13 protein-coding genes and 1 pseudogene are annotated in these 17396 nt (G+C 34.9%); 7 read left to right on the forward strand and 7 right to left on the reverse strand.

Translation table 11 applies throughout. From position 1 onward, the window contains the following. Window positions 1–244: 244 nt before the first annotated feature. Window positions 245–439 carry a thermostable hemolysin delta-VPH gene (locus GYM76_RS04120; RefSeq protein ID WP_065734052.1) on the forward strand — a complete coding sequence of 65 codons (195 nt, stop codon included), beginning with the start codon at window positions 245–247 and terminating at the stop codon, window positions 437–439. 25 nt (window positions 440–464) lie between these two features. On the opposite strand, the gene GYM76_RS04125 is transcribed toward GYM76_RS04120, so the two are convergent. From GYM76_RS04125 to GYM76_RS04135, 3 genes are all read right to left on the reverse strand, one after another. After that, window positions 465–1613 carry a sugar diacid recognition domain-containing protein gene (locus GYM76_RS04125; protein ID WP_220225995.1) on the reverse strand — a complete coding sequence of 383 codons (1149 nt, stop codon included), beginning with the start codon at window positions 1611–1613 and terminating at the stop codon, window positions 465–467. A gap of 231 nt (window positions 1614–1844) precedes the next feature. Continuing rightward, on the reverse strand, window positions 1845–2984 hold the full coding sequence (locus GYM76_RS04130) for a glycerate kinase (RefSeq protein ID WP_220225996.1): 1140 nt from the start codon (window positions 2982–2984) through the stop codon (window positions 1845–1847). Window positions 2985–3001: 17 nt separating this feature from the next. Further along, complete coding sequence (locus GYM76_RS04135; RefSeq protein WP_220225997.1) at window positions 3002–4306, reverse strand: GntP family permease; 1305 nt, start codon at window positions 4304–4306, stop codon at window positions 3002–3004. A gap of 389 nt (window positions 4307–4695) precedes the next feature. On the opposite strand from GYM76_RS04135, the gene yegQ reads away from it, so the two are divergent. Beyond that, window positions 4696–6039, forward strand: coding sequence for a tRNA 5-hydroxyuridine modification protein YegQ (gene yegQ, locus GYM76_RS04140; protein ID WP_065734056.1), 1344 nt, complete (start codon window positions 4696–4698; stop codon window positions 6037–6039). 52 nt (window positions 6040–6091) lie between these two features. On the opposite strand, the gene proA is transcribed toward yegQ, so the two are convergent. From proA to gpt, 4 genes are all read right to left on the reverse strand, one after another. Then, window positions 6092–7345 (reverse strand): glutamate-5-semialdehyde dehydrogenase, encoded by a 1254-nt coding sequence (gene proA / locus GYM76_RS04145; protein WP_220225998.1) that lies wholly within the window; start codon window positions 7343–7345, stop codon window positions 6092–6094. A 352-nt stretch (window positions 7346–7697) separates the two neighbouring features. Further along, window positions 7698–8807, reverse strand: coding sequence for a glutamate 5-kinase (gene proB / locus GYM76_RS04150; protein WP_065563543.1), 1110 nt, complete (start codon window positions 8805–8807; stop codon window positions 7698–7700). Window positions 8808–8833: 26 nt separating this feature from the next. Further along, window positions 8834–10087: an esterase FrsA gene (gene frsA / locus GYM76_RS04155; RefSeq protein WP_220225999.1), complete on the reverse strand. Its 1254-nt coding sequence runs from the start codon at window positions 10085–10087 to the stop codon at window positions 8834–8836. 22 nt (window positions 10088–10109) lie between these two features. Next, complete coding sequence (gpt, locus tag GYM76_RS04160; protein WP_081299561.1) at window positions 10110–10640, reverse strand: xanthine phosphoribosyltransferase; 531 nt, start codon at window positions 10638–10640, stop codon at window positions 10110–10112. 150 nt (window positions 10641–10790) lie between these two features. Between gpt and GYM76_RS04165 the strand changes: the two genes are divergently transcribed. The 5 genes and pseudogenes from GYM76_RS04165 to argH all read left to right on the forward strand — a co-directional run bounded on the left by GYM76_RS04165 (window position 10791) and on the right by argH (window position 17287). Further along, window positions 10791–12254 (forward strand): aminoacyl-histidine dipeptidase, encoded by a 1464-nt coding sequence (locus GYM76_RS04165; RefSeq protein WP_065563516.1) that lies wholly within the window; start codon window positions 10791–10793, stop codon window positions 12252–12254. Between the two features lie 187 nt (window positions 12255–12441). Further along, on the forward strand, window positions 12442–13452 hold the full coding sequence (gene argC / locus GYM76_RS04170) for an N-acetyl-gamma-glutamyl-phosphate reductase (protein ID WP_220226000.1): 1011 nt from the start codon (window positions 12442–12444) through the stop codon (window positions 13450–13452). 59 nt (window positions 13453–13511) lie between these two features. Beyond that, window positions 13512–14291: an acetylglutamate kinase gene (gene argB / locus GYM76_RS04175; RefSeq protein WP_220226001.1), complete on the forward strand. Its 780-nt coding sequence runs from the start codon at window positions 13512–13514 to the stop codon at window positions 14289–14291. Between the two features lie 107 nt (window positions 14292–14398). After that, window positions 14399–15616: pseudogene (locus GYM76_RS04180) on the forward strand (argininosuccinate synthase); the annotation flags it as partial. A 294-nt stretch (window positions 15617–15910) separates the two neighbouring features. After that, window positions 15911–17287 carry an argininosuccinate lyase gene (argH, locus tag GYM76_RS04185; protein ID WP_220226003.1) on the forward strand — a complete coding sequence of 459 codons (1377 nt, stop codon included), beginning with the start codon at window positions 15911–15913 and terminating at the stop codon, window positions 17285–17287. Window positions 17288–17396: the final 109 nt, after the last annotated feature.

Consider the following 17396-nt stretch of genomic DNA (forward strand, 5'->3'; position numbering starts at 1 on the left):
TATTTATATCTTATTATTTGATATTGCTCGATAATCGGAATTTGCCATATTATTAATAAACTAAATTAAGCCGTTGCATTTTATTTTTATTAAATCTTTGTGGTTAGCACTTTTAGCCATGGTTCCGATTTTTATTTTTAAAAATTAACTTTATATCTTCAATGAAGATTTATCATTCAAAATTCAAAATTGATTAATTTGCGTTTTTCTATAATTTTGATTAAAAGTTAGGATAATATAAATTATGAGTTATTTTAATTATCACGCTAAAGCCAAAAAATTGATAAAAGAGGGTTTTCTTACTCGATATGAGTTTGTTGATAATTGGAATGGTATCAAACCAGCACTAGTTTTATATTTTGAGAATTCAAATCCAATGCCGATAAGAGAATATCGCTGGCAAGAGTATTTGCCGCTTATTGAAGCTGGCGATGAATAATTTAATTATATTTAAAAATATAAGGTTATTTATCGAGTTGAAGTGCAATATAAAGCAGTACACGATCATCAAATTTCGATAAATCTAATCCAGTCAGTTTGGCAATATTATTCAATCTATACTCAAGTGTATTGCGATGTATAAATAGATTTTTGGCAGTATTGCTATTGTGCAAGTTATAAAAAAACCAAGTTTCAAGCGTATTTTGCAATAAACCATTTGTATCAGATGCTTTTAATTTATTTAAAGGGGAAAGTAATTCTTCAGCTTGCCAATCTTGATTTAAACCATCTAATAAAACCGGTAAGATGAGATCTTGATAATAGTAGTTACGGCATTCTGGTAATCTTTTTTTACCGATTTCTAAAGCTGTTTTAGCTGTTTGATAAGATCTTGCTATTGTGTCGTTTCCTTGATGAAAATATTTTCCTAAAGATATTTTTATTGCAAATTGACTAAGCAATTTTGTATGGCTAACTAGTTTTTCTAGTTTTGTTTTATGTTCTGAAAAATCCCATCGGTTAAACTTATTTAAAGCAGGAAGTAATATAACAATTTCGGTTAGTGACTTTATGGCCACGAGTTTGGTTAGTGTTTCGAGTTCATTTCGGATTTGTTGTAACTCCTCCATTGCTGTTTGAATTCCCAGCTGACCACTCTCTATTTCAATAATAACAGCAACATAAGCTAACGATAAGTCAATATTTAATTTTCGACTCCATTCATTTATATTTGAAAGCGTTTTATCTGATTGAATTACTGATAAAATAAACTCTTCTTTTAATCGATTCTCTTGAGATTGTTGATTAAATGATAATGCTTGTTCCATTATCATTTCTGCTGTCATACTCACAAGTTCAGCAAATTGGATTATTTGTGCTGGTTCACCTGTTACGCCAATAACGCCAACAATTTCTTTTTTTAGTTTTAGTGGAAAATTAACACCAGGTTTAACACCTTTAAGTTTCTTTGCAGTTGGATTGTCAATGGTAACAACCCTGCCTTGTGATATTGCTAACACTGCACCTTCATGTAATTCGCCAATACGTTGTGTATCACCACTACCTATAATTTCACCATGATTATTCATTATATTGACATTACAGTTGATGATTTTCATAGTTTTATCAACAATATATTGAGCAAGTATTGGTGAGATGCTTTGCGATTTCATAGCGATAAACCTTATATTATTAACAAGTTCTAATTTATAACTTATTGATTCTAATTTTATTACTATAATTCTTGTTGAGATCGTGTTAAAACTTTTTAATTATAGCAGACTTTAGGTCTGTTACTTTAAGATTAAGATTTATTTATGTTTAATTAGATAATAATTGGGGAATAAAGAATAGCCTCTTTATTTCCCCATGCTTTTGTTTGTTAGTGTCTAAAAATGTTAAAGTTAAGTAATACTAATTAAGCGACCAATATTTTCACTGGTTCGTTCAATATTTTTGAATCCATCAGCCAATAAATCTTCAATCTTAGATAGAGATGGGATAATTCCAAAAATGGCATTAATTCCTTCTGGATAAAGTTCTTCGATGTTTTCACCAATCATTCCTGCTAATGCAATAACTGGAATATTGTGTTTTTTGGCAGTTTGTGCAACACCATAAGGCGTTTTTCCAAATTTGGTTTGAAAATCAATTCCACCTTCTCCTGTAAAACAAAAATCGGCACCAATTAATTGGTTTTCTAAATTACTATATTTGATAACAATATCGATGCCTTTTTCCATTTTACTATTGGTAAATGCCATTAATCCTGCCCCTAATCCGCCAGCAGCACCAGCACCAGGAATAGTCGCAACATCTTTATTTAACTGAGATTTTATGATTGATGCATAATGTTGTAAGTTCGCATCCAATTGTTCAACCATCTCAGGGGTTGCTCCTTTTTGTGGTCCAAATACTCTTGAAGCACCTTTTTCACCACAGAGTGGGTTGGTAACATCACTTGCAACAATAAATTCTACTCTATCAAGTTGAGGATTTACTTCAGACATATCAATTCTAGCTAAATTGCCCAATGCTCCTCCACCTTTAGGGAGTAGTTGGTTGTTTTTATCGTAAAGCTTTACGCCTAAGGCTTGTGCCATTCCGGCTCCACCATCATTTGTCGCGCTACCTCCAATACCCAAAATAATTTTTTTAATACCCTGTTTTAAGCAGGCAAGAATCAATTCACCTGTACCAAAGGTTGTAGTAATTAATGGATTACGTTTTTCTTTGGTAACAAGATGGATACCACTTGCTGAGGCCATTTCAATGACTGCAGTGGTGTTATCTCCTAGGATTCCATAATAAGCCATCACTTTGTTACCAAGTGGACCAGTAACTTCACAAGCATGTAAGGTTCCATTAGTCGCATCGACTAGTGATTGTGTTGTACCTTCACCACCATCGGCCATTGGGACATGAATATATTTGGCATATGGAAATACCTTTTTTAAACCTGACTCCATTGCTTGACACACTTCCTTTGCTGTTAAGCTTTCTTTAAATGAGTCAGGAGCAAGAACAAATGTTTTCTGTTTCATAAAAATTACTCTTAATATTACATAATAAATTGATAGAAAATAATGGCAATAATTGTCATTGTTCCACCAACCATCGCTTCATATGGAATCAATTTCATACGTTGTTTAATTGTCATATTCATACTACCGCCAGTTACATGAAAGTAATTCCCTTGCGGTAATGAATCAATAACTGTTGCACCTGTATGCATCATAACAGCTGCACTAATAGCTGGTATTCCTAAATCTGTGATGGTTGAACCAAATGTACCTGTTGCTAAAATTACACCTGTTGAAGTTGATGCTGTAGCTGCTGCCATTAAGACACCTGAAATTGGTGATAAGTAATAACCAGAAATTCCCATTGAATCAATGATATTGATAACTTGAGCTGCTAGGTTTGATGAACCAATCAAACCTGCAATAGCACCAGCACCGACAAGAATAAGTACTGTTGGTGTCATTTTTTCAATCCCAGATTTGGTATACATTGCAATGTTACGATGTTGTCCCATTGCTAACATGCCGATGATCCCTGCTACAGGAAGCACATATAATGCATCAATCTTTAAATTAGCTAGTGCTTCAATATGGAAAATATTGCCTATAGGGCTAATCATTAATAGAAGGATTGCTGTTACAGGAGCAACGATTGCTTTACCTAATGATGGATTTTTATTTTTCTGTTCAGCATCATTTTTTTGTAATGCAACGACTTCGTCGTTAGCAATTTTATCTCCTTTATTTTTTATCAATGAAGCGATAACGACAGTTGCAATTAAACCAAATAGAGCAGGAATAAAACCTGCTATCATCACATCACTTAAGCTTAAATTGAAACCATTGGCAACAGCGATGGTATTTGGGTTAGGTGATATAATATTCCCAGCTTTACCACCACCAGAAAGCGCTAATAATAAGGCTAATCGAGAAATTCCCATTTTATTACCAACTGATAAAGCAATAGGTGCAACGATTAATACAGCAACTGGAATAAATACGCCTGATGCAGTAATAATACCTGTTGCTAATGCTAAAGCGAGTAATGCTTTTTTCTCACCTAATTTTCTAACAACAGCTTGAGCAATAGTTTCCGCTGCGCCTGATTCCATCATTACCCCTGCTAGAATACCCGCGGCTAATACTCTAATCACCGTGCCCATAATACTTTGTGTACCAGTAGTTAAAATCGTGACAGTTTGTATTAGATTTGCTCCACCAATGAAAGCACCAATTATCGCCCCAAAAAATAACGAATAGACTGGGTTTATTCCACGTAATATAAGAAAAATTGCAAGAAAAAGTCCTATTATAGCTCCATACCAACTAATGAGTTCAGTCATTTAAATTTTCCTCATGTTTTTATGACTATTAAAAAATATTGCGCTAATTTTATTATCGAATTAGTTTGCTATCTATGTGGTTTTGCACAAATGTGAGCTATAAAAACAAAAAAATATTGGGCTTTATAATAGCGTTATGTGATCTTCATCACAAATTTAGTGCGTTTTACATATCTAATTTTATAAAAATCTTGGTCAACAGCTTAATTAAAATTAGGCGATAAAATTAGATTTGAGAAATTTTTGTTTCTTATTGTGATTTTTCTGTTTCTTATTGTAAATACAATTAATTTGCCAATCATATAGCTAAAGCGTAAAATGCCCATCCTATTTTGCTTAATCTATTACCTAATAGGGTAATACTGACTTGAAATCAGAGGCATTTTTTAATGACAAATTTATATTCAAAACCAGAATTACTTTCTCCTGCTGGTTCGCTTAAAAATATGCGGTATGCTTTTGCCTATGGGGCAGATGCAGTTTATGCTGGTCAACCACGCTATAGTTTGCGTGTTCGAAATAATGAATTCAATCATGAAAATTTAGCGATTGGAATTAATGAAGCACATGCACAAGGCAAAAAATTTTATGTAGTTGTAAATATAGCTCCCCATAATTCAAAGCTGAAAACCTTTATTCGAGATTTAGAGCCTATAGTAAATATGAAGCCTGATGCTTTTATCATGTCTGATCCTGGCTTAATTATGTTGGTACGTGAGCATTTTCCTGAAATGGAAATTCATTTGTCTGTACAATCAAACGCCGTTAACTGGGCAACGGTAAAATTTTGGCACAATATTGGATTAACTCGCGTTGTATTATCACGAGAGTTGTCTCTTGACGAAATAAAAGAAATTCGTGAAAAAGTACCCGAGATGGAACTTGAAGTTTTTATTCATGGTGCGCTTTGTATGGCTTATTCAGGACGATGTTTATTATCTGGTTATATTAACAAACGTGACTCTAACCAAGGAACTTGTACCAATGCTTGTCGTTGGGAATATAAAGTATCCGAAGGTAAGGAGGACGAAGTAGGGCAGATAGTACATAAATATGAACCAATTCCTGTAAAGCAAATTGAACCGACTTTGGGCATTGGCACAACAACAGATCAAGTCTTTATGTTAGAAGAATCAGGTCGTCCTGGCGAATATATGCAAGCTTTTGAAGATGAACATGGAACTTATATCATGAATTCCAAAGATTTAAGAGCGGTTGAATTAGTTGAAGATTTGACGAAAATTGGCGTACATTCATTAAAAATTGAAGGGCGGACAAAATCCTTTTATTACTGCGCTAGAACCGCTCAGGTTTATCGTCAAGCTATTGATGCTGCGAGTGAAGGTAAGCCATTTGATCCTCGTTTATTAACTGAACTTGATTCACTCGCTCATCGAGGATACACCGAAGGCTTTTTGCGTCGTCATAAACATGAAGATATGCAGAACTATGTTCATAGCCATTCAGTGTCAGATAGACAACAGTTTGTTGGTGAGTTTAGTGGTCAACGTTTAAATGGATTAGCTGAAATTATTGTGAAAAATAAATTTTCAGTAGGTGATAGTGTTGAGATGATGACACCAAAAGGTAACACAACGTTCATTATTGAACGAATGGAAAATAAAAAAGGCCAACCTGTTCCTGCTGGACTCGGTGATGGCCATATTGTTTATATTCCGGTAGCTGAAGATATCGATTTAAATTATGCGCTTTTAATGCGTAATTTTGATTAGTCCATCTCTATTTAGCTAACTGTTTGAATTTATAAACAGTTAGCTAATATCATTATTGACGGATTAAATCTTCACCATAACCAATCCATTTATAAGTTGTTAATGCTTCTAGACCCATTGGTCCTCTGGCATGTAATTTTTGAGTACTGACAGCAACTTCGGCACCTAAACCAAATTGTGCGCCATCCGTAAATCGAGTTGATGCATTAACATAAACTGCAGCCGCATCAACTAGCTTAATGAATTGCTCTGCATTAAGTAGACTTCGAGTTAGAATGGCTTCTGAATGGCCACTTCCATATTCCCGAATATGTTCAACTGCTAATTCAAGTGAATCAACAATCACTATGTTCAGATCTTTGGAAAGCCACTCTTGTCTAAGTTCCTCATCTTCTATTGGAAATAGATTTGCTACGCCTGAATTTAAAATTTTATAAGCATCAGGATCAGCATGTAATATGACGTGATTATCAGCCATAATTTGACTAAGCTTAGGCAGAAAAGTATTTGCAATTTCAGTATGTACGAGTAATGTTTCTACAGAGTTACATGTACTTGGTCGTTGAGTTTTGGCATTTAGAATGATTGAAAAAGCTGCGTCAAAATCTGCGCTTTCATCGACAAAGATATGGCAAACTCCAATACCGCCAGTTATGACCGGAATGGTTGAATGTTCACGGCAAAGTTTATGTAGAGCCTCACCGCCTCGAGGAATAATCATATCTACATATTTATCAAGTCTGAGTAACTCAGTGATATATTTACGATCAGGATTATCGATTGATTGAATAGCAGTTTCAGGTAAGCCGGCTTGATTTAATGCTTGTTGGATAATGGATATGATAGCCGCATTAGTATTAACCGTTTCTTTTCCACCACGAAGTATCGCTGCATTACCTGTTTTTAAACAAAGAGCAGCAATATCTATAGTAACATTAGGGCGGGCTTCATATATTACACCAATTACACCTAGCGGAACTCGGTGACGTTGTAACTTTAATCCGTTCTCTAAAACTGACCCATCGATAGTTTGCCCAATAGGATCGGTTAAGGAGACAACTTTGCGAACATCATTAGCAATAGAGGATAATCGCTCTGGCGTTAATAATAAACGATCAAGCATTGCCTCACTTAATCCTTGATTTTTTGCTATAGCAATATCTTTTTGATTCGCCTCTAAAATGCTTTGAGAGCTTTGCTCCAATAAATCAGCAATACTAATTAAAGCCTGATTTTTGATTTTAGTTGGGCATTGTGCTAATTGATATGAGGCTTGTTTTGCTAACTTTCCAATTTGGTTTATCATTGCTTAACCTTAATAGATTTTACTCACACTGTGTTTGACAGAATACAGATTCTCTAAAAAATAATTTATCTAATGATATTATACATCCCACTCTAATTCTTATTTATAAAACATATAGAATAAATAATAGAGTTAAAGAGGTATAAGCTGTCACCTTAAACAAATTTTGCTAATAGGAATCAATTTATTCCAACAATAATGTATTTTTCAGGCGATTGTCAATTATGAAGCTTAAAAGCAAGCTGAGATATATTCGATAACTTGAGTTGTATAGTGAATTCTAGTAAACAATTAATACACCTAACCAGTTGACTATTACGCCACCTATAGCTAGTTCCATTTAACCTCCTTATTATTTGATAATCATATCATTCCGATGTACGGCTACAGATCCATATTCATAGCCAATAATTTGACTAATTTCTTGTGAGTGATGTCCTGCTATTTGTTTTAGCGCATCACTATTATAACGGCTTACACCTCGTGCGATTTGTTTTCCTGACTTATCACAGATATTTATTACTTCTCCCCGCGAAAAATCTTTTTCAACCGCTATAATTCCTTTTGGTAAGAGCGAACTACCATTATTCAAAATAGCATTTATAGCACCATCATCAACTAATACCTTCCCTGCATTAGGTGCACCATATAGCCAATGCTTACGATGCTCTAATGGGGTTTTCTGTGGTAAAAAACGCGTGCCTACCGATTGATTATTGACTGCATCAATAATCACATTTTCTTTATTCCCAGCGGCAATTATTACTTCTATTCCTGCACTACCTGCTACTTCAGCTGCTTGAATTTTTGTGCTCATACCACCGGTTCCCAGCCCTGAAACACTATCACCAGCTATGTTTCGTAAACTTTCATCAATATGAGAAACTTCTTTTATTAATTGAGCATTGGTATCAGATCTTGGATCGGCAGTATATAATCCTTCAATATCTGTAAGTAATATGAGTTTATCGGCTTCCGCTAAAATTGCCGCTAGTGCTGATAGGTTATCATTATCACCCACTTTAATTTCGGCTGTAGCTACGGCGTCATTCTCATTGATGACAGGCACAATATGATTATCTAGCATCGCTTTTAGAACATCTTGTGCATTTAAAAAGCGTTCACGATCTTCTAAGTCAGCTCGTGTCAGTAACATTTGTCCAATAAAAATTTTATATATTGAAAACAGTTGTTCCCAAAGCTGGATAAGTTTACTTTGTCCAACAGAAGCAAGTAATTGTTTTGATGCAACAGTATTTGGAAGGTTAGGGAAGTTTAGATACTCTCGACCAGCAGCAATTGCTCCCGATGTAACTATAATAATTTTGTGACCAATTTGATGTAAATAAGAGCATTGCCGAATCAGTTCAACTATTCGAGCGCGATCTAACTGTTTAGTTCCACCAGTTAAAACACTGGTACCTAACTTAATAACGACAGTTTGCTTTTTTTTATTAGTCATAGCAATAATCTTATTTAAATCATCTCTTACAAAATAGATTCCATCCATTTAACTGATTGAGTTAAGGCATTTTGTAAGCCTTTTTGTAATGGTGTTTTAGGAATAGTCACAATTTTGCTTTGCTTTGAAGATTGAATTAATTTTGCTTCAGTTAAATTACTTAACTTATCATCTTCAAAGATGACATTCATAATTGGCACAGGACAAGAATGAGTTAATAATCCCTGGTTTTTTAGAGAAAAGTAATTTAATTCAGCAGCTAACTGCTGATTTGAAATTGATGTTAAACCTAATCGACAAGCTAGCATATCCTTATAACAATTTGGTAGATTCTGTTGTAAGGTTTTATCAACAAATATTTGATGTACAAAAGGTGTAAAGTTGAAAAGTCCTTTTATTTTATTTGGCATTAAATAAGCAAGACGTGTAGCAATGTGTGAACCAAAACGGAATCCTGCCACAATTACACGATTACTATCAACCCAAGGTACTGTCGCTAGTTGTTCAATTATAGCTTGATGAATTTGGCTACTATTTTGTGTTAATACAAAATTTCGACTAAAGCCCACTGTTGGCAAATCCACTGTTAGCATTGCAAAACCTTGTGGCGCTAGGTATTCACTAAAGTAGCGATAATAGTCGATTTGTAAATTACCTAATGCATTACAGACTAACACGACAGGGCATACGCCATCACAGTTCTTAGGTAAATGTAAAATTGTTTTAACACTGCGATTTTCAACTTTAAATTCTATCTGTTTTGTCGTGTAAGGCGAAAACTCAAGTGCTTTTATATAAGATTGATATGCACAAGTTTGTGCATACATGGCAAGCTCATCATTTTTAAAATGAGGATAGCTAGCAATACTAGCAAATTCACTTGCAATTAAATAATCTTGATGTAAGTTATTTTTTGCTTCTTCAGATAAATCAGATTGATCTATTGAATCCGCTTTAGCTTGCCATTTTGCAGCTTGATTTAAAAACTCATAAATCCAATTGCCAGGTTGATAACCAATAACCGAATCTAACCACTTTTCATTGGTATGACGTTTAGTCGAAATTGCGATTTGCGATAAAACTTCTTCGATTTCCAATTTCGGTAAGCCACGCCAAAACCATAGGATAGGATTAATGATTCGGTACCATTTTGAATCTACTTCACCATCAAATGGACTAATACTGCTACCATCGCTACTATCTAACCGATTGATTAGCGATGATGTTTCAGGATAATCATATTGTGGTTTAAATATCTTTTCAGAAAGGTTTTCAGTCATAGCAACCTTATTAAATTAATTATTAATGATCACTAAGTGGCTTAACAAACATAACGCCAGTATCCCATGGCTGTTCGATCCAAGTATCTTGAGCGATATCGACAACATAATCATCGACTAATGGTTTGCCAGCAGGTTTAGCAAAAATAGTTACAAAGTGAGCCTTTGGATACATTTCACGAATAGTATGAGCTGTGCTTCCGGTATCAACTAAATCGTCAACAACAATAAAGCCTTCGCCATCACCTTTCGCTTCTTTTAAAATTAGTTTTTCACGTTGATGATCGTGGTCATAACTTGAAATACAAACGGTATCGACATAACGAATGCTAAGTTCACGAGCTAGAATAGCCGCAGGAACTAAGCCTCCACGACTAACGGCAATGATGCCTTTCCATTGTTTGGCGGGTAATAATCTTTCAGAAAGTTGACGACCATAAGCTTGAAGCATTTCCCAAGTAACGTTGAATTTTTTCTTTTCAGCGATGAGCTCTGCTTTATGCTGTTTTTTGGCTTTGATTTCTTCTTCTGTTAAAGTTTGTTCTATTGACATGTGTAACCTGCAATTTTAATCGAATAAACGAATTTAATAAATTAATATTAATGGACTTGAAATAGATGTAAAATTGCACCTTATTATAGAGTGATTAGATAAAAAAAACCACTGATTAATTTGTTACCTAGCTAATACTGAGGATAAATTATGCTATCAACCCTAAATCCAAAATTTGTTTGGCAGATTTTTAATGATATTTGTAACATTCCCCATCCTTCTCATCATGAACAAATGATAACCAAATATATTGTCGATTTTGCAGCAACTCATCACATTGATTGTCAGCTTGATAAAGCTGGAAACATTTTACTAAGCAAAACCGCAACTAAAGGTATGGAAAATTGCCCATCTATTGCTTTACAAGCCCATATGGATATGGTTCCTCAAAAAAACGAAGGTACAGAGCATGATTTTCTAATTGATCCAATCCAAGCTTATATAGACGATGAATGGGTTAAAGCAAAAGGTACAACATTAGGTGCTGACAATGGTGTAGGGCTTGCATCTGCTCTAGCTGTATTAATTGATCCATCTGTCGAACACGGTCCTCTTGAAGTTTTAGTTACGACTTCTGAAGAGACTGGTATGCATGGTGCTTTTGGTCTTCAACCGAATTGGTTAAAAAGCCGTTATCTTATTAATACTGATTCTGAAGATGAAGGTGAGATATTTACTGGTTGTGCAGGCGGTATAGACTTCTCAATGAATTTTACAATTACATACGCGGTTATGCCGGAGATTCACGATTGCTATGTACAACTTTCTCTAAAAGGTTTGAAAGGTGGACATTCAGGTTGTGATATCCATCTTGGGCGAGGGAATGCCATAAAATTAATGGCAAGATTGCTAGCTCAATACGCACAAGATATCTCATTTAGATTAGCTGACATTCGAGGCGGTTCATTACGTAATGCAATCCCTCGTGAAGCTTTTGCTGAATTAACTTTAAGCAAGCAAGATTTGCCTAAGTTAGAAGCAATTGTTAAACAATATCAATCTGTATTACAAAATGAATTTAGACAGATTGAACCAGATATTGAATTAACTTTAAAAGAAGTGAAAACGGATAAAGTTAAAAGAGTTATCGCGATTGATCAACAAAACAAAATCATCAATATTTTAAACACTGCGCCTAATGGTGTTGTCAGCATGAGCAAAGAGATCCATGGTGTGGTTGAAACTTCTTTAAATCTAGGCATTGTCAATATTAGTGACAATCAGTTAAGTGTAAACTTTTTAATTCGTTCTCAAGTTGATAGCGCGAAAGATGCAGTTGTTTCAACCTTAATATCATTAAGCCAATTAGTGAATGCCAATTATGAAATCAGTGGTGGTTATTCAGGTTGGGAACCTAATTTGAATTCTAGACTACTACAATTAGCTAAAGATAAGTACTTAGAGATTTTTTCAAAGCAAGCAAAAATTATGGTGATCCATGCTGGTTTAGAATGCGGTTTATTTAAACAGTCTTATCCATATATGGATATGATTTCAATTGGACCAACTATAGTTTCACCTCATTCACCTGATGAAAAAGTCAATATTCATAGTGTATATCGTTATTGGGAATTATTAATTGCGATCTTAAAATCGGCTTGTTATTTGAAATAAAAATTGCGGTTCCTCCTCCTGATTGATTAGAGAGGAGGAATCATCCGACTTATTTGCTTTACTAAAGATCGACTAATTTGAAAATAAATTCACTAAAAGTGAATAAAAATGCATTTTATGCTTGCTTTGTTTTTTCAGAAAGCCTACTATACTACCAAAAAAAACTTAGTGATAGATAAGGAAAGGTATGTTAAAAGCAATAGTTGTCGGAGCAAGTGGTTATGCAGGCGCAAAACTAGCATATTATTTAACAAAGCATCCAAATATTGAGTTAGTCGCGTTAACCGTATCTGAAAATAGTCGTGATGGTGGAAAGTTAATCTCGGACTATGATTTATATCCTCAATTGAAAGGTGTAGTTGATCTCCCCTTAATTGCAACCGCTGACTATTCATCTCTTATTCATGATATTGATATTGTTTTTTTAGCAACAGAACATTCAGTTAGTCACGATATCGCACCTTATTTTTTAGACAAAGGATGCACAGTATTCGACTTATCGGGCGCATTTCGTGTCAATTCATCCTCTTTTTATACTCAATTTTATGGTTTTGAGCATCAACATAGACAGTGGCTTGAGAAGGCCGTTTATGGATTAGCTGAATGGAATTATGAGGCTATAAAACAAGCTCAGTTGATTGCAGTTCCTGGCTGTTATCCAACAGCATCCCAACTGCCATTAAAACCGTTGATTGAAGAAGATTTGTTAGACAAAAGTCAATGGCCTATTATCAATGCTGTAAGTGGTGTAAGTGGCGCTGGACGAAAACCTTCGACTAACAATTTATTTTGTGAAGTGAGTTTACATGCTTATGGCTTATTTACACATCGTCATCAACCTGAAATTGCAACACACTTAGGCCAAGAAGTTATCTTTACGCCTCACCTAGGATGTTTCAAACAAGGCATTCATGCCACTATTACCTGTATGGTAAAGAAAGGCGTAACATCTGATGATATTCGTAACGCATTAAATAAATATTATCAAAATAAACCGTTAATTAGGGTTTACCAAAAACATTGGCCAGCATTAAAATCAGTAATAAATCTGCCATATTGCGATATTGGTTTTGTACTAAAAGGGCAACATTTGATTTTAATTTCAGTCGAAGATAATTTATTAAAAGGTGCAGCAGCACAAGCGGTACAGTGTATGAATATTCGATTTGGCTTTGATGAAACTACAGCCTTATTATAGATACTCATTTGTTAATAATATTAATCAAGTGACTTTGTTTAAATGGATAGGGAATAAAGATGAAACCATTAATTATTAAGTTTGGCGGTGTATTACTCGATAACAAAGATGCGTTAAGTAAATTATTCATTATTATTAGCGAATATAAAAAGAATTTTAATAGGCCTTTAATTATTGTTCATGGTGGTGGTAGTGTTGTTGACGCCTTAATGGATCGTCTTTCATTACCGGTAGTACGACGCAATGGTTTACGCGTTACACCCGCAGACCAGATTGATGTGATTGTAGGCAGTCTTGCCGGTAGTGCCAATACGACAATATTGTCAGAGGCAAAAAAATTACAAATATCAAGTATCGGACTCTGCTTAGCCGATGGTGATAGTGTCAAGGTTAAACAAATTTCTGAAGAGTTAGGGTATGTAGGAGAAGCTGAAATAGGTGATCCAACCTTAATCAATTTACTGCTTAATAATGGTTATTTACCAATTGTTAGTTCAATTGGCATTACTGATCAAGGCAAGATGATGAATGTGAATGCCGATCATGCAGCCGTTGCACTCGCAAAAACAATAGATGCAGATTTAATTTTATTATCTGATGTTTCCGGTGTTTTAGATGCTAACAAACAACGAATTGAATCATTAACGCAAGCAGAAGCTGATCACTTGATCGCACAAGGCATTATTACTGATGGCATGATTGTCAAAGTCAATTCGGCATTCGAAGCAGCAAAAACGCTTGGGCGACCAATTGATATAGCTAGTTGGAAAGAATCCGACAAACTTATTGAATTATTTAATGGAAAATCAGGAATAACAGGTACAAGAATTATTGCTTAAATATAAATCAGTTAGTATATTATTTGAGTATATTTTTTATTAAATATACTTAATTTAATCTTTAAATCATTTATTTTTTCGTCAGTAAATTTAAGAAAGGGTATAACATGAAAAAAAGTGCAACAAAAAAGGTGGTTTTAGCCTATTCAGGTGGATTAGATACATCAGCTATTATTCCATGGCTAAAAGAAAATTATGGCGGTTGTGAAGTTTACGCTCTAGTCGCTAACGTTGGTCAAGATCCTAAAGAGCTAAAAGATGTTGAGAAAAAAGCGAAAGCATCTGGAGCAGTAGCTTGTAAAGTTGTCGATTTACGAGAAGAATTTGTTAAAGATTATGTTTACCCTGTTTTAAAAACTGGCGCTTTATATGAAGGAACTTATTATCTTGGAACTTCAATGGCTCGCCCAATTATTGCTAAAGCCCAAGTTGAATATGCATTAGAAGTTGGTGCCGATACCCTTTGTCATGGAGCAACAGGTAAAGGTAATGACCAAGTTCGCTTCGAAACAACTTATACAGCTCTAGCACCACAACTTAAAGTTATTGCACCTTGGCGTGAATGGGATTTACGTTCGCGTGAAGCTTTAATTGATTACTTAAAAGTACGAAAAATTCCAACAACAGCAACCGTTGAAAAAATCTATAGCCGTGATGAAAATGCTTGGCACATTTCTACCGAGGGTGGTGTGCTTGAAAGCACTTGGAATCAAGCCAACGCGGATTGTTGGGCATGGACTGTCTCACCAGAAGATGCACCCAATAAACCAGAACTTGTTACCATTGGTATAGAAAAAGGTGAAGTCGTTTCTGTTAATGGTAAAAAACTCTCTCCATATAACTGCGTAGCAACACTTAATAAAATTGGTGCTAAACATGGTGTTGGTCGAGTTGATATCATTGAGAATCGCTTGGTGGGCATCAAATCTCGCGGTTGTTATGAAACCCCAGGTGGTACAATCATGATGACTGCATTACGTGGTTTAGAACAATTAATTTTAGATCGTGATAGCTTCAAATGGCGTGAACAACTTGGTTTAGAAATGGCATACGTTGTTTATGATGGTCGTTGGTTTGCACCATATCGTCGCTCAATTCAAGCCGCTGCTGATGTATTAGCAGAAGATATGACAGGTGAAGTTGTAGTTAAACTCTACAAAGGAAATGCAACAGCTGTTCAGAAAAAATCACCAAATAGCTTATATAGTGAAGAATTTGCGACTTTTGGTGAGGATGAAGTCTATGACCACAGTCATGCAGGTGGATTTATTCGCTTATTCTCATTATCTTCACGCATTCGAGCTCTAAATGAAGGTAAGAAAAAACAACCAGCTAAAAAAGCTACAGTTAAAAAAGATACAGCTAAAAAAACTGAAAAAACAGTCAAAAAAGTAGCTAAAGCTGATGCTAAAGCGACAACTAAAGTTGCTCCAAAATCTAACGCAAAAGTGAAAGCGAAAGCCAAAGCTAAAAAGTAAGTTTTAATGACTTTTTACTTAGATATAAAACACAATATATACAGACTTTGGTCTGTATATATTTTTTATAGTATTATTGAATTATCATTATTAAAAAAGCGATCAAACTAAAATCGCTTAGGATTAAAAATTGAGGTAATTATGGCATTATGGGGTGGGCGTTTTAGCCAAGCAGCAGATCAACGATTTAAACATTTTAATGATTCTCTACGCTTTGACTATCGGCTTGCGGAGCAAGATATCATTGGATCAATTGCATGGTCTAAAGCTTTGGTCACTGTTGACGTTTTATCTTATGATGAACAAAAAAAATTAGAAAAAGCTTTAAATGAATTATTAGAATCAGTACGGCAAAACCCAGAACAGATTCTACAAAGTGATGCGGAAGATATTCACAGTTGGGTAGAGCAAAAACTTATTGAAAAAATCGGTGATTTAGGTAAAAAATTACATACTGGTCGTAGCCGTAACGATCAATCAACAACCGATCTAAAATTATGGTGTAAAGATGAAATCGCTCATCTTATCACAGCTATCAATGAACTCAGAAAACGCTTAGTACTTACCGCTGAACAGCATCAAGATGCCGTTATGCCTGGCTATACTCATCTACAACGCGCACAACCAGTCACTTTTGCTCATTGGTGTTTAGCGTATTATGAAATGCTAACACGTGATGAAAGCCGTTTACAAGATACACTTAAACGCTTGGATGTAAGCCCTCTAGGTTGTGGCGCTTTAGCTGGAACTGCTTATCCAATGGATCGCGATCAGCTAGCCGATTGGTTAGGTTTTGCAACAGCAACCAATAATAGTTTAGATTCGGTATCTGATAGAGATCATGTACTTGAATTACTCAATAATGCATCTATAGGAATGGTGCATTTATCTCGGTTTGCAGAAGACTTAATTATCTTCAATAGCGGTGAAGCAGATTTCGTTGAACTGTCTGATCGTGTCACATCAGGATCATCATTAATGCCACAGAAAAAAAATCCTGATGCATTAGAACTTATTCGAGGAAAAATAGGGCGAGTTGTTGGTGCACTAACTGGCGCCATGATGACTTTTAAAGGCTTACCACTTGCTTACAATAAAGATCTACAAGAAGATAAAGAACATCTATTTGACGCACTTGATACTTGGCAAGAATGTTTAGACATGGCAGCGTTAGTTCTTGAAGATATTAAAATCAATTACCAAAATTGCCAAAATGCAGCTAAACAAGGCTACTCAAATGCAACAGAACTTGCTGATTATCTCGTTGCTAAAGGTATTCCATTTAGACAAGCTCATCACATTGTAGGTGAAGCCGTTGTTGGCGCGATAGCTAAGCAAAAAGCATTAGAAGAGTTAACGTTGGATGAATTAAAAGTCTATAGTGATGTTATTGAAGATGACGTTTATCCAATTTTATCACTCGAATCTTGCCTAGCTAAACGATCTGCTAAAGGAGGCGTATCGCCTAAACAAGTTAAATTGGCAATCGACAATGCTAAAAAACAGCTCTGTTTATAGTACTTTTTATTTTAAATACCGACTTTTGTCGGTATTTTTATGCTTCAAAAACCCCGTTCCTCAACTTTTTTTTGATAAAAATCTGTTTGTATATCGCTCAATAGAGTGT

Origin of the sequence: Gilliamella sp. ESL0443 (assembly GCF_019469165.1) — a bacterium.
Lineage (GTDB): Bacteria > Pseudomonadota > Gammaproteobacteria > Enterobacterales > Orbaceae > Gilliamella > Gilliamella apicola_E.